General features: G+C 64.0%; 10 protein-coding genes. 2 read left to right on the top strand and 8 right to left on the bottom strand.

All coding sequences use genetic code 11. The annotated features are described in order from the left end of the window. Position 1 precedes the first annotated feature (1 nt). From ACXYMN_RS15195 to ACXYMN_RS15185, 3 genes are all read right to left on the bottom strand, one after another. Entirely contained in the window at positions 2-2,224 is a 2,223-nt protein-coding gene (locus ACXYMN_RS15195; RefSeq protein WP_459014572.1) for an NADP-dependent isocitrate dehydrogenase, read from the bottom strand. A gap of 133 nt (positions 2,225-2,357) precedes the next feature. Beyond that, positions 2,358-4,028, bottom strand: coding sequence for a PAS domain-containing sensor histidine kinase (locus ACXYMN_RS15190; RefSeq protein ID WP_459014571.1), 1,671 nt, complete (start codon positions 4,026-4,028; stop codon positions 2,358-2,360). A gap of 94 nt (positions 4,029-4,122) precedes the next feature. Next, positions 4,123-6,150, bottom strand: coding sequence for a PAS-domain containing protein (locus ACXYMN_RS15185; protein WP_459014570.1), 2,028 nt, complete (start codon positions 6,148-6,150; stop codon positions 4,123-4,125). A 195-nt stretch (positions 6,151-6,345) separates the two neighbouring features. On the opposite strand from ACXYMN_RS15185, the gene ACXYMN_RS15180 reads away from it, so the two are divergent. After that, positions 6,346-6,726 carry a response regulator gene (locus ACXYMN_RS15180; RefSeq protein ID WP_459014569.1) on the top strand — a complete coding sequence of 127 codons (381 nt, stop codon included), beginning with the start codon at positions 6,346-6,348 and terminating at the stop codon, positions 6,724-6,726. Here the strand turns inward: ACXYMN_RS15180 and ACXYMN_RS15175 are convergent. The 5 genes from ACXYMN_RS15175 to ACXYMN_RS15155 form a co-directional block, all read right to left on the bottom strand. Next, on the bottom strand, positions 6,723-7,082 hold the full coding sequence (locus ACXYMN_RS15175) for an Hpt domain-containing protein (protein WP_459014568.1): 360 nt from the start codon (positions 7,080-7,082) through the stop codon (positions 6,723-6,725). The two genes, ACXYMN_RS15180 and ACXYMN_RS15175, sit on opposite strands and share 4 nt — an antisense overlap. A gap of 3 nt (positions 7,083-7,085) precedes the next feature. Beyond that, positions 7,086-8,075 carry a response regulator gene (locus ACXYMN_RS15170; protein WP_459014567.1) on the bottom strand — a complete coding sequence of 330 codons (990 nt, stop codon included), beginning with the start codon at positions 8,073-8,075 and terminating at the stop codon, positions 7,086-7,088. Positions 8,076-8,350: 275 nt separating this feature from the next. Then, complete coding sequence (locus tag ACXYMN_RS15165; protein WP_459014566.1) at positions 8,351-9,724, bottom strand: polysaccharide biosynthesis/export family protein; 1,374 nt, start codon at positions 9,722-9,724, stop codon at positions 8,351-8,353. 35 nt (positions 9,725-9,759) lie between these two features. Continuing rightward, positions 9,760-10,362 carry a YjbF family lipoprotein gene (locus ACXYMN_RS15160; RefSeq protein WP_459014565.1) on the bottom strand — a complete coding sequence of 201 codons (603 nt, stop codon included), beginning with the start codon at positions 10,360-10,362 and terminating at the stop codon, positions 9,760-9,762. Continuing rightward, on the bottom strand, positions 10,359-12,446 hold the full coding sequence (locus tag ACXYMN_RS15155; protein WP_459014564.1) for a YjbH domain-containing protein: 2,088 nt from the start codon (positions 12,444-12,446) through the stop codon (positions 10,359-10,361). The genes ACXYMN_RS15160 and ACXYMN_RS15155 overlap by 4 nt, the downstream gene beginning before the upstream one ends. 268 nt (positions 12,447-12,714) lie before the next feature. Between ACXYMN_RS15155 and ACXYMN_RS15150 the strand changes: the two genes are divergently transcribed. Beyond that, positions 12,715-13,449, top strand: coding sequence for a metallophosphoesterase (locus ACXYMN_RS15150; RefSeq protein ID WP_459014563.1), 735 nt, complete (start codon positions 12,715-12,717; stop codon positions 13,447-13,449). The last annotated feature ends 9 nt before the right edge of the window (positions 13,450-13,458 follow it).

Below are 13,458 nucleotides of genomic sequence, written 5' to 3'. Positions count from 1 at the left end.
ATCAGTCGATGATCTGGTTGAACGTCGCCGAGGGCCGCATCACCGCCGAAGTCTTGGCCGCGTCGGTGTGATAATAGCCGCCCAGATCGGCGGGCTTGCCCTGCACCGCGGCCAGTTCTGCCACGATCTTATCGGCATTTTCGTCCAGCGCCTTGGCGATGGGGGCGAAATGCGCCGCGATCTCGGTGTCCTTTGTCTGGGCGGCCAGCGCCTGCGCCCAGTAAAGCGCGAACCAGAAGTGGCTGTCGCGGTTGTCGGGCTGGCCAACCTTGCGCGACGGCGAGCGGTCGTGGTCAAGCACGCCCTGCGTTGCCGCCTCGACGCCTTCGCCCAGCACACGCGCCTTGGCATTGCCGCGCGCATCGGCCAGGAACTTGAGGCTCTCGGCCAGCGCGCAGAACTCGCCCAGGCTGTCCCAGCGCAGGTGGTTTTCCGCGACCAGCTGCTGCACGTGCTTGGGGGCCGACCCCCCTGCCCCGGTTTCGAACAAGCCGCCGCCGTTCATCAGCTTGACGATGGACAGCATCTTGGCCGAGGTGCCCAGTTCCAGGATCGGGAACAGGTCGGTCAGGTAATCGCGCAGCACATTGCCGGTGATGGCGATGGAGTTCTCGCCCTTGCGGATCGTCTCGAGCGTCTGGCGCGTCGCCGCGCGGGGGCTGAGGATCTGGAACTTGTCGGCCACGCCCGCCGCGTCGAGGATCGGCTTGACCATCGCGATCAGCTCGGCGTCGTGGGCGCGGTCGGCGTCAAGCCAGAAGATCGCCTCGCAGCCTTCCGCCTTCTGCCGCTCGATGGCCAGCTTCACCCAATCCTCGATCGGGGCCTTCTTGGCCGAGGCCGCGCGCCAGATATCGCCCGCCTCGACGGCATGTTCGTGCAGCACGTCGCCATTGGCCGCGACCATCCGCACCTTGCCCGCCGCCGGGATTTCGAAGGTGGTCGGGTGCGAGCCGTATTCCTCGGCCTTCTGGGCCATCAGGCCGATATTCTGCACGGTGCCCGACGTGGTCGGATCCAGCGCGCCGGTCTGCCTGAAATATTCGATCGCCTCGTCATAGACCGGCGCATAGGAGCTGTCGGGGATCACGCAATTGGCGTCATGCTCGGCGTTGTCCGGGCCCCAGCCCTTGCCACCGGCGCGTATGAGCGCGGGCATCGAGGCGTCGATGATGACGTCGGACGGCACGTGCAGGTTGGTGATGCCCTTGCCCGAATCGACCATGTACATGGCGGGACGGTCGGCCATGACCTTGTCGATAGCGGCTTCGATCTCGGCACGCTCGGGCATGTCGGCGACGCGCGCCATCAGGTCCTTGATCCCGGCATTGGGGTTGGCCCCCGCCGCCGTCAGCTTGTCGCCGTACTGGTCGAAGACCGGCTTGAGGAATTGCTTGACCGCATGGCCGAAGATGATCGGGTCCGAGACCTTCATCATCGTCGCCTTCAGGTGCAGCGAAAACAGGATGCCGTCCTGCTTGGTCGCTTCGATCTGCTCGGCCAGAAAGGCGTCGAGCTTTTTCGCCGACATGAAGGTCGCATCGACCACCGTGCCCTCGGGGAAGGACACGCCATCCTTCAGCACCGACACGCTGCCGTCCGCCGCCACATGTTCGATCTTCGCGGCCCCGGCCTGCGCCCCGGACAGCGTGACCGACGTTTCGTTCGAAAAGAAGTCGCCGTCGGACATGCTGGACACATGCGTCTTGCTGTCCTTCGACCAGGTGCCCATCGAATGCGGGTTGGCCATTGCGTAGGATTTCACCGCCGCCGCCGCGCGCCGGTCGGAGTTGCCTTCGCGCAGAACCGGATTCACCGCCGAGCCCTTGATCGCGTCATAGCGCGCGCGCACGTCCTTGTCGGCGTCCGTCTCGGGCGCTTCGGGATAATCGGGAATGTCGTAGCCCTGGCCTTGCAGTTCCTTCACCGCCGCCACCAGCTGCGGCACCGAGGCCGAGATGTTGGGCAGCTTGATGACATTGGCCTGCGGCTGCTTGACCAGTTCGCCCAGCACCGCCAGATCGTCGGTCTGCTTCTGATCGGCGCTCAGCTTGTCGGGGAAGGCCGCGAGGATGCGCCCGGCAAGAGAGATGTCGCGCACGCCGATCGAGACGCCCGCCGCGGTTGCAAAGGTGCGAATGACCGGCAGCAGCGAGTGCGAGGCAAGCTCGGGCGCTTCGTCGACCTTGGTATAGACGATATCTGGGGTGTTCGAATCCGACATGGAACAGGGTCCTTTCATCCGTTTGCGCGACCTATACCGCTTTGGTATGCGATGGTCTACAATGGATGCGCGCTACGCGAAGAAATCCGCGCGCAGGACACCGGCGCCGTTTCCTCCGGGCGTCCGAGTGGCCCTATGCGGCGGCTTCGTCGTCGCGGCGTTCGGCCTTGGGAATGTCGAAAAAGAAGGTCGCGCCGCTGCCCACGCGGCTGTCCACGTCGATGGACGCCCCGTGCCTGTCGAGGATGCGCTTGGTGATCGCAAGCCCAAGCCCCGTACCGACCCGCTTGACCCCGTCTGCCGCGGTCAGCTGGGCAAAGGTTTCGAACAGCTTCTTCTTGCCCTCGTCGGAAATGCCGGGGCCCCGATCGCGGACGGCGACGCGCCAGACGGCCCCCCGGTCCGAGATGTTTACCGTGACCACGTCGCCTTCGCCGGAGTACTTCGCGGCGTTTGACAGCAGGTTCGACATCACCTGCATCAGGCGCGCGGGATCGCCATGCACCGTCGCATCGCGGCATTCGGCCTCGTAGGCAAGCCGCACGTTGCGCCCGCTGGCGAAGGTCTGGTGCGACACGACCGCATCGCTGACCAGCGCTTCCAGATCGACCTCCTGCACATCGAAGCTCATCTTGCCGGCCTCGATCTTTTCGAGGTCGAGAATGTCGTTGACGATGAACAGCAGACGGTCGGTGTTGCGCGCGGCGATATCGAGGATGCCGCTGGCCTGCGGGCTGAGATCGGCCTCGAACCGGCCCTGAAGCATCTTCAGCGCCCCAGCGATCGACGTCAGCGGCGTGCGCAGCTCGTGGCTGACCACCGACACCGACGACAGCTTGGCCCGCGCCAGCGCCTGCCGTTCGGTGATGTCGCGCACCACCGAAATGAACACGAACTCGCCGTTGTCCTGTTCGAACAGGCTGGTCGCGATCTCGGTCGGCCTGTCGGGATCGGTCGTCTGGACATAGGTCGCCGCGACCTCGCCCCGGAGCAGCGGTTCGAGATGGGCATGTGCTTCCGCGGCCTTCATGGATTGTTTGGTATCGAGGATCGTGCGGTTGGTGCAGTCGGCCTGGTCCCAGCCGAGCCGCGCGCAGGCGGAATTGTTCATGTAGCGGATCTGCAGATCCGAGATGCGGTAGATATAGACCTCGTCCTGCAGATTATCGAGCAGGCCGCGCACCTGGCTGTCCACCGCGGCGGCGCGCAGCGCGGTCACGTCGGTCCGTATCGAGATCGCCTTGAGAAGGCGCCCCTTTTTGTCGGTCATCGGCACGATGGTCGCCTTGAACCAGCGCCGTTCGCCGGTCTTGGTGATGGCCGAATGTTCGCCGGACCACGACTCGCCCCGGGCCAGGCCGCTCCGGATCTGGTGAAAGAAGTTCTGGCCATCCTTGCCGTCATGCATGAAATGCGGTGTCTGGCCGATGCTTTCATCGCGCGAATAGCCGTAGGTTTCGACGAACCGTTCGTTGACATCGATGATGGTGCCCGACGCATCGGTCACCGTCACGATGGCATGGGTGTCAAGCGCGGCGCGCATCGCGGTGTTTTCCCGCAACTGCATCGCCAGTATGCGCGATTGCTGCCGGTTGAAGACATGAAGCTGGAAGAAGGCACCGCCCGCAACGATCAGGATCGCCATCGTCACCAGATAGACGTCAAGCGACATATGCGCGTGATCCGGCGATAACTCGTTGACCGTCAGAAACCCGAAAGCCCCGAGCAGACATGCGATGACCAACAAAGCAACAAGCTGGACCCGGTTGTTCGACAGGATCTTCTTCATAGGTTCGGGGTTCATGCAATGCCTCCAAGACGTGCGGGATCTTGCGCCCGTTCGACCTCTCTAGCGGGCAAATGGGACAAGATTTTGGCCTTGTCGCGACTTCTGCCGATTATGCGGCGTTTGACCGCGATGTCGGTGGCGTGCCCGCGGGCAGCCGGATCTCGATCCGGTCGATGGTTTGCTCTGATCGTCTGTAGTGGAACGACCCGCCAGAGCGCAGCACCAGCTGTTCGGCGATCGCAAGATCAAGGCCCACGTCGCCATCCGGCTGATCCGCGGCGGACGATCCCAGCGCCTCTCCGAAGATGCGCGCCGGAAGCGACAGGGGTTTGCGCAGTCCGCTGATCTCGAAGGCCAGCGTGATGTCGCGCTCTGCCCTGTTCGCCGTCACCCGCAGCGACGCGTCCGAGAACCCTTCGGCGGCATGGCGCAGGATCGAGACGATGGCGCGCTGCATTTCCTCGGCATTGCCATGGGCGAACAGCCCGGTCGCATCCGGCTGCACGACGCGCGCCCCGCCCGCCGGAAGGTGCGGGCCCTGCGCGGCGACGCTCAGCAGCGCGTCGACAGACAGATCCTCGAGATCGGTGGCGCGCTTGCCGCCATCCATGTCCGAGACATCGAGGATGCGGTCGATTAGGCTGGACAGGCGCTGACCCGAGGCATGCAGGCGGCTGGCATTGCCACTGATGTCGCGCTCGAACCGCTCCAACGCGTCGGGGTCGGCGGTCTCTGCAAGCGCCTTGTAGGACCCGAGTTTGCGGGGGTTCACCAGAAACGCGGCATAGCCCATCAGGATCGCCAGCGGCGTGCGCAACTCGTGGCTCATCTGGTCGAGGAACAGGGACTTGGCGTGGCTTGCGTCCTCGGCGGCCTGGCGTGACCTGACCAGTTCGGTGATGTCGACGCGGAAGCCCACCGTGCTGCCATCGGCAAGCCGTTTCTCGGACACCCGGATCCAGCGGCCATCTGCGAGTTGCTGGATATCGTCGGAATCGAGCGCGCGGTGCCGTGCCATGCGCTGTTCGAACCATTCCTCTTCGCGACCGATCGCATCGACGTACTCGCCCCTCTCGATGCCACAGCGGATGATGTCGGCAAAGGACGTGCCGGGAACGATCGCCTCGGCCGAGCGGGGATAGTATGTCTTGTACGTCCTGTTGCTGGTCACCAGCCGGTCATTGGCGTCGAACACGGCGAACCCGTCGTCGATCGCCCCGATGGCGTTTTCAAGCATGTCTTCCGCCTGGCGCCGCGCCGCGAACAGCCGCTCCATCACGATCATGATCACAAAGACCGACCCGCCGAGGCCTGCGAAGATCATCCAGATGGTCAGGGTGTTGGCGGCCGCTTGCGGCCAGCCGGACTGCGGCATGACCATGAGGCTCCAGCGCTTGTCGCGAAGCTGGACCGGCAACACCACCGGATTGTCCGCCAGCGCGTCCAGATCGCCGACGATGGCGGTGGGTTCGGTCGCCGCCCCGTCATGGCCCATATCGACGATGGCGAAATCGATACGGGATTGCGACGCGACGCTGTTGATGGTGGCGAAGAGATCATCGACCAGCGCCACCACCGCGACCACGCCCCAGGGCTGGCCGGTTTCAAGGTCGGTCACGCCGACGCGGATGATCAGGCCGGTGCCACCCTGCTTCAGCGCCACCGGACCGGTGATCACCGGCTGTCTGCCGTTCATCGCCGCGCGCACCGCGGGCAACTGATCGGGAAGGTCGCGGTAATCGATGCCGATGACGCTTTCGTTCGTCGCCATCGGATAGACGTAGCGCAGCACCAGATCGGGGGCCGCCGCGATATTGAGGATGTCCACGCCGCCCGATCCGTCCGGGCCTTCGGCGATGATCTGCTCGGCGATGCGTCCGAAAGTGTCCTGATCCATCTGGGTATCGCGGGACACCGCGGTGCCGACCCCGCGGGTGATCAGTTCCAGTCTCTGGAGTTCCCGCTCGATAGCGCTGGCAATGACCTGCCCCCGATTCTCGGCCCGATAGCGCGCCTCGGCGCGGTCGTGATCGAGCGAGAGCCTGCTCGTGTACAGACTGGCGATGGTCACCGCGACCGCGATGGACGCGCCGATGATCGCGTGCCGGAAAAGAAGGGTCTGACTGGTCTTGATCACGTCGGCCGCCTGAAACAAGGGAAGGACACGGCGAGACGCGCCGCGGATACATCTTTAGATTGAGTAGTGGCATATTTTGTATACATGAATAGAGCCGTCAGGTTTTGTTCAACCGGATTGTTGCTCAAATTCAACGCAATCGACGGCTGGCGCCGGATTGTCCATCATATAGAATTAGCAAAAATGGAATCGCCCATGCCAGAGTTGACCCATATACTTCATGTCGAAGACGATGCAGATATTCAGGAAATTGCGCGTCTCGCATTGGAGATGATCGGCGGGCTGCAGGTCAGCCAGTTTGCATCCGGCGCAGACGCGGTTGTAATGGCACCCGAGCTTACGCCCGATCTGATCCTGCTGGATATGATGATGCCGGGGATGAGTGGCGAGGAAACCTTAACCGCGCTGCGGCAAGTGCAGGGTTTCGAGGACCTGCCCGCCATATTCATGACGGCACAGACCGAGGAAAGCTCTGTTGCGCTTGTAGAGCGGACCGATGCGATAGGCTTCGTGTCCAAACCGTTCGACCCGATGACCCTTGCTGATGAGCTACGAGCGATGCTTTCCGGCACCTAAGCTGCGGATTCGACCTCGAGGATCGCATCAATATCGTCAAGCAGGGATTCAACGGCGGCGCGCAGGGTGGCGTCGTCGCCAGTCCACGACCCGTCGAGTAATCCCTCGATGCCCCGATCAATCTGCGCCGCGCGCGCACCAAGACCTGCAAACCCGAGGCTCCCTGCCACGCCAGAGATTCGATGCGCGCGCACCCTGATCTCTGACCAGATGCGTTTCGTGTCAATGGAGTCTTCCAGAAGATCAAACAAGGTTTCCAACTCGGCTAGGCGATCTTCAAGTCCGTCAAGAAAACGCAGACGGATCGCGATGATCGCATCGTCTTTCGGATTTAGTGCATGGATAGCTTGCGCCATTGATCAAAATCCCTCAGCGAAGCGAGCGAAAAACCCTTCACGCGGTGCCGGCATCGCCGGATGGCCGCGTCCGAATTCCAGGTGCGACACCGAGGTCGCGATCTCTTCGGCGGTCAGCACCGCCTCGCGCAGCGCCTGGCGACGCCCGTTCCGGGTCACCGTGCGCGGCCCGCCACCGGTGCCGACGACAATCTCGGGGATCACGGTCTGCCCCGAGGCCAGCACGAAATCCATCCCCCCGGCTTCGGACAGGACCGCCTTGACGACCGCGTCCATGCTCATGTCGATGCGCCCGTGCACGACGAAGGACAGCACGCCGTTACCGCTATGGGTGATGAAGAAGCTGCTGCCCGCCAACACGTCGGTGACCGCATCGGCAAGCGAATTGACGATCAGGCGAAACTCGTCCGGCGTGGCCTTGCGGTGGATCTGGCCGATATTGCCGATCTTCAGCGCAAAAAGCTGGATCGTCGACATGTTGCCCGACAGCCTTTCGAGATAGGCATCGAGCGCGAGGTTGTCGATCGCGCCCGGCACGTCGTGCAGCATGAAGGCGTCCGACAGGTCGATCCTGTCCCGCGTCGCGGCGTCGTCCGTGTCGCGCAGCTTGCGCAACTGGCTCTGGACCTGGTCGGCGAGGCGCAGGCGGATGCCAAGCTCGGTCGGGTCGAAGGGTTTGGTGACGTAGTCGCTGGCCCCTGCCGCGAAGGCGCGGTCGAAATGCCGCTTTTCGTCCAGCCGCGACACCATCAGGATCGGCGCGGCGGTATAGCTGGGCATCTGCCGCACCTGCTGGCACAGCTCGACGCCGTCGATGCCGGGCATCATGATGTCGAGCAGGAAACAGTCGAACGGGGTCTCGACGGTTTCGAGGATGGCCAGCGCCTGTTCCCCGGACCGGGCAAGCACCAGATCGGTGTATCCCGCCGCGCCCAGCACGGTTTCCAGCAGCTCCAGAATGATTGGGTCGTCATCCACCGCGAGAATGCGCATCTTCAACTCCTGTTCACGTTTGGAACGGTGTCCCGTCGTCGTCAGGTTGAGAATTGCCCGTTAATCGTGGTTCAAATTGGGCGTAATGCGGGCAAATCCGATGTTTTTTCCCGAAATGCGCGACAGACAGCCGAGATTCGTTCCCGCTTGGGTTGCGCAACGGCCACGGTCCGACCGACCCATGACAAGAGGCCCCGGATCAGGTCCGGGGCCTTTGCGGTCGGTCCGGGCCCGGCCCGGGGCACCCCCGGACCGGACCGAATGTCATGTCTGGCTTACTGCACCGCCGTCGTTGCCGCGGCAGCAACCGTGTTCACCAGCGTCGGGAAGGCCTGGTTCAGCGCACGGTTCCACTTGGTGATCGGCTGTTCCTCGATGAAGACGATGTCGTTGGGCCGCATCTGCAGGCGCGTCGCCAGCGTCAGGTTGATCGCGTTCGACGCATTGAGGTGCCACGCGGTGACCGCGCCGAACTCGGACGGGTTGTTTGAGGCCCGCAGCACGTAGATCTCGGACGGATCGCCCGTCGTCGTCGGCATGCCGCCGCTGTCATAGAGCACATCCGCCAGCGTGACCTGCTGGTTGTAGGGCATGACATAGCGACTCTGGTTGGTCACCTCGCCCGCGAGATAGACATAGTCACGGTCCTCGGCCCCGAAATCGAGCCGCGAGGTGAAGTTCGTGCGTTGCTCGTTCAGCTGCGCGCGGCGCAGGCCGACGGTTGCCGTCAGCTCGTTGATCGCCGCGGTGCGGGCCGCCTGGCGCACGTTGATCACGTCGATCCGCGAGCGGTAGAACTCCAGCGCCTGTTCGAGGTCATAGCTGGTGTCCACATAGATCGCGTCGCCGTTGGTCAGGGTGATACGCTGGAAATCCGGCTGCGCGAGGAAATCCTCGAACGGGATCTGGTAGAGCGATCCGTCGCGGTAGATCCGGATCGAGGCGAACTCCTCGTTCGAGACCTGCACGCCGCCGGCGGCGGTGATCGCCTCGCCCAGATCGAGCGTGTTGAGCGTGATCGGCACCAGCGTCGGATTGCCCACGGCACCGCCGACGACGACGCGCTTGGAGTTGAATTCCGCGATCTCGAGCGAGAAGGCCGGGTCGATCTGGTTGCTCACCAGCGCCTCGAACACCCGCGCCTCGGCTTCTTCGATGGTCAGACCGGCAAGCTGCACGGTGCCGATATCGGGAATGGCGATCGCGCCGTCGTCGCGGACGGTATAGCCCTGGCGGGCGTTCTGCGCGGCCAGCAGGCCGGACAATTCCTCGACCGTGGAGCCTGCCGACTTGGTCGCCAGCAGCACGACGTCGCCGACGCCGATCCGGTAGGCCTGCGGCGTGGTCGCGGGCGGCACCCGCAATTCAAGTGTGCGGCGCGTTTCGTCGGGCAGGAACGGTTCCGCCGGAAGCGCCCCGGCACCGCGCAACTGCCCGCCACCGGCGGCGCGGTAGAACACCTCGGGCAGCGATTTGGGGGTGTAGGTCTGACGGTTGGCCACCAGCACGGTCTGCGGATCAAGGTCGATCACCCGGACCTGGGCACCGCCGGATTGCTGGCTCACCGACGGGCTGGTGTAGCTGATCCCGCAACCCGCCAATACGACGACCAGGCAGGCCATCATCGAACCGAACAGCGCTCTGTTCATTTTGCGTCCCTCTTTCCGAACCGCGCTGGCGCGGGTCATTTCAGTCGTTCCGTCTGGATGTAGCCCACACCTTCGCTGATCCATTGCCGGGAACGCAACATCGTCCCGTCGGATCCGAGCCAGTAGGTGTTGGTGACCTCCATTCCGGGTGTTGTACAGGTTTCCTCGATCTTCGTCGCCGGGAAGCGGCGGTCGAACACGGTAAGCGTATCGCCCGACCGGCGCGCGACGATACACTGGAAGCTGCGGAATTGCGGCTGGTATTCGCCATCCAGCGTGGTGTGGAACCGCGGGTAGTAGTCGCCCCCATCGCGGCCCCGCAGCGCGTTCTGCGACCCGGCCACATCCGCCGACATCAGATCATCGCCCAAGGACCGCGTTGCCACGATGATGCCGTCGCGCGTGGCGATCTCGGAGGTGTTGTCCGGCGTGCGCCAGTTGATCACGCCGTCGATTTCCTCGATCGGCTGAACGGTCGATTCGTTTTTCAGCCCCTCGACCGCGACGTACAGCAGGTCGCCCGGCGCGGTTGCCACCAGTTCGGGGGTCAGCCCGGCGCGAAAGGTGCCCAGTGGCGGCGGTGCCTGGGTGCAGGCAACGAGGATGCCCAGAAGCAGCAAGGGAACGATGCGCATCATTTCCAGAACCTGCCCCAGCTGTCCTGCATATCGGGGCGATGGTTGTCGCGCACCAATTCGTAAAGCCGGTCGCGCACGTTCACCCGCGCGCCGCCATCCCGCAGGATCGGGCGCAGCGTATACGAGAACTCATCGCGCGTCGGCGAGCCGCGGATCCAGTCGAACGGCACGGTAATTATCAGACCCTTGTCGAAGGACCCCTCGCCGAACTCGTCGAACGGCACATCCGTGAGGGTCGCGAAGGCCCCGACGCGCCAGCCGTTCTTGAAGGTGCGCTCCAGGGTGAAGGTCGCGCCCCAGTCGCCCGCAAGATAGCGCCCGGCGTCGACCTGCGCCTCGAACCCGTTGGCGAACTGGTAATAGACCGAGGCATGACCGGTGGCGATCTCGTAGTCCTGGAACCCGAAACCCTGCTCGAAGGACCGCTGCTTGACGTAGTTCGCCTCGACCCCGAGGGCCAGATTGCTGTCCACTGGCTTCCACAGAACCTCGCCCGAGACGCCGCCGTATTGCGACTCGAGATACCCCACCGTCATGCGGCCATAAAGGTCGCGGCCCGGTTTGAAGAAATAGGACCCGGTCAGGTGGTTGAGGTAGGTGTCGGCGTTCTTCTGGAAGATGTTGGTCTCGGACCGCACCTTCGGCAGCACCGAGTTGGACACCCGGGTCGATTGATCGAGCGTGCCGAACACCTTCTGGCGCACCGCGCCCTGGAACAGCAGGCCCGACACCGGCTCTGCCCGGGCGCTGAGTTCGACGCCGACGTCGAACCGCAACGGATCGTCCGGATCGAACAGGCTCGGCACCGCGTAGGGGCGGAACTTGTAGTCATAGCGCGGATAGAGATCGGCCAGCGGCATCAGCGGCGCGGTCGCCGCATCGATCCGGGCGCGGGCATAGCTCGACCAGCTGTTGTCGAGATCGTAGGCCAGCTCTTCCATGTCGTCCCGGCGGATCGTGACCTCGGAGGCGGGAATGCCCCGGGTGACCGGCACGATCACGAAGGTATCGACCACCGGCGGCATCGATGCGGTCAGGATGCGCGAGGTGCGCCCGACGGCCTGCGCCGCGGTGCGCCAGCGCGTGCTCTCGATCTCGACGCGCGCGACGTTCCTATCGATCCGGAAGCCGTGCAGGTTGATCCCATCCGCTGCCATGACCGTGCGAAGCTGCCCGATGGCCGCGGCACCGTTGTCGGGCAGCCTCCAGCCCAGACCTTCGACATCCACATCGCCGCGCGGGGTGACCGGATAGGGCGCCACGTCGCCGCCGCCGTAGGAGCCGGGCTCCTTGGGGTTGGTGGCATAGGTCAGCTGCACGCCGATCGCCGAGCCATAAAGGTAGCTCGCGGACAGGCTGGCATTGTCGGTGACGCGGTAGGTCATGCCGAGGTTGAACGGCGATTCGTAGTCGAAGGTGGGACCGTCCTCGAAGTTGTATTCGTCCGAGGAATACTCGAGCGTGAAACTCAGCTTGTCGGTCGCCTGGTATTCGACCCCGCCGAAAAACGCTGCGTCGCCGCGGAACAGCTGGTCCAGTTCGGCCTCGCCTCCCAGATCGACAGTCCGTGCAGGCCGCGTCTCGAACGCGTTACCGAAGACCGACAAGGGGTTGCGAAATCCGTTGACCTGACCCAATCGCCCCCAGCCCAATCCGCCGGTGAAGCGCAGGTGCGGCGTGACATGCTTGGTCGCGACCAGGTATTCCGACGCATAGAGACCGGTGCCGAAAAGGTCGTTCACACCGATGGCCAGCGCCGGGCGACCGTCGCCCTCCTGCATCAGCTGGTAATGGATCGAGAAGCTGCGGTCGTAGTACGTATCGCCACCGCGATAGTTATCGATGCTCGCGTACCGGAACGCCCCGGTCAGTCGCGGCAGAATCTGGAAGGCACCGGTGGTTCGTGACTGGCCGCCGAAGTAGCTGACCGTCGCGCCAAGTTCTGCATCGGGAAAGCTCAGCGCGTTGGGCATGTCGACCATGCCGGGCATGCCATAGGTGTTGTAGCCGGTCTCGAAGACCGGTTCGGCAAATGCGCCGCTTGCAACAAACGCGATCGCAGCCGATCCGATAACGCGCTTCAAGGCCTGCTCCCCAACAATAGCTATGCCGTGCATAGGGCAAGGTACGGCGGCTCACACCCCTCGCCGCACAGTTGCGAACCCGAGTGCGCGCGCGCTGTTGCGCACAGGCAACAACGGACCCGAACCAGCCTGAATTTTTTCCCGCAGTGGCGAAATTCTGCCGATCGGGCGAAACTCCGACCGCGACGGAATCGTGACTTCCGGGGTCATTGTCATGCACACCCATGCGCGGTTATGAGACCACGCTGTCAAAGCAGAGGGACACCGCATGCTGCAATCGCTTCTGGCCAGGTTTCAAAAAAAGCCGGCCGACGCTGTCTTCCCGCCGCCCAGGCCCGAGGCCGCCTTCGCGGTGATCGGCGATGTGCACGGACGGCTTGACCTGCTGGAGCGTCTGCTGGCGAAACTGCCCGAGGGTCTGCCGGTGATCTGCGTCGGCGACTACATCGACCGGGGTCCGTCCTCGATCGAGACCCTGCGCTACCTCAGGGCCCGGCCAGAGATCACCTGTCTCAAGGGTAATCACGAGGACATGTTGATCGACTTCATCGACCGCCCCGACGAGAAGGGGCCGCGCTGGCTGCGCAATGGCGGGCTGCAGACCATGGCCGATATCGGCATTCGCGGCCTCTCGGAGATGACGCGCGGCATGAAGCTGCGCGAGGCGCGCAACGCCCTGACCGCCGACCTGGGCGATGATCTGGTGCAATGGATCCGCGATCTGCCGCTGATCCGATGGTCGGGAAATATCGCCGTGCTGCATGCCGGGGCCGATCCCGCCCTGCCGATCGATGAAAATTCGTCGCGCACCTTTCTCTGGGGGCATCGCGATTTCATGACGACGCCGCGCCGCGACGGCTGGTGGGTCGCGCATGGCCATACCATCGTCGACGAACCGGTGATCGCCGACGGACGCATCTCGCTCGATACCGGGGCGTTCGCGACCGGGCGGCTGACCGCCGCGATCATCGCGCCCGAGGGGATCGAGCTGATCGCCGCCTGAAGGTCAACC

The sequence above is a fragment of the Roseivivax sp. CAU 1753 genome (genome assembly GCF_054482575.1).
Note: the sequence above shows the minus strand (reverse complement) of the source record. Positions and strands in the feature narration are given on the sequence as shown.

Bases quoted from the DNA above. Each gene is read 5' to 3' on its own strand.
- ACXYMN_RS15195 (WP_459014572.1), bottom strand. From the start codon at position 2,224: ATGTCGGATTCGAACACCCCAGATATCGTCTATACCAAGGTCGACGAA.
- ACXYMN_RS15190 (WP_459014571.1), bottom strand. From the start codon at position 4,028: ATGAACCCCGAACCTATGAAGAAGATCCTGTCGAACAACCGGGTCCAG.
- ACXYMN_RS15180 (WP_459014569.1), top strand. From the start codon at position 6,346: ATGCCAGAGTTGACCCATATACTTCATGTCGAAGACGATGCAGATATT.
- ACXYMN_RS15175 (WP_459014568.1), bottom strand. From the start codon at position 7,082: ATGGCGCAAGCTATCCATGCACTAAATCCGAAAGACGATGCGATCATC.
- ACXYMN_RS15170 (WP_459014567.1), bottom strand. From the start codon at position 8,075: ATGCGCATTCTCGCGGTGGATGACGACCCAATCATTCTGGAGCTGCTG.
- ACXYMN_RS15165 (WP_459014566.1), bottom strand. From the start codon at position 9,724: ATGAACAGAGCGCTGTTCGGTTCGATGATGGCCTGCCTGGTCGTCGTA.
- ACXYMN_RS15160 (WP_459014565.1), bottom strand. From the start codon at position 10,362: ATGATGCGCATCGTTCCCTTGCTGCTTCTGGGCATCCTCGTTGCCTGC.
- ACXYMN_RS15150 (WP_459014563.1), top strand. From the start codon at position 12,715: ATGCTGCAATCGCTTCTGGCCAGGTTTCAAAAAAAGCCGGCCGACGCT.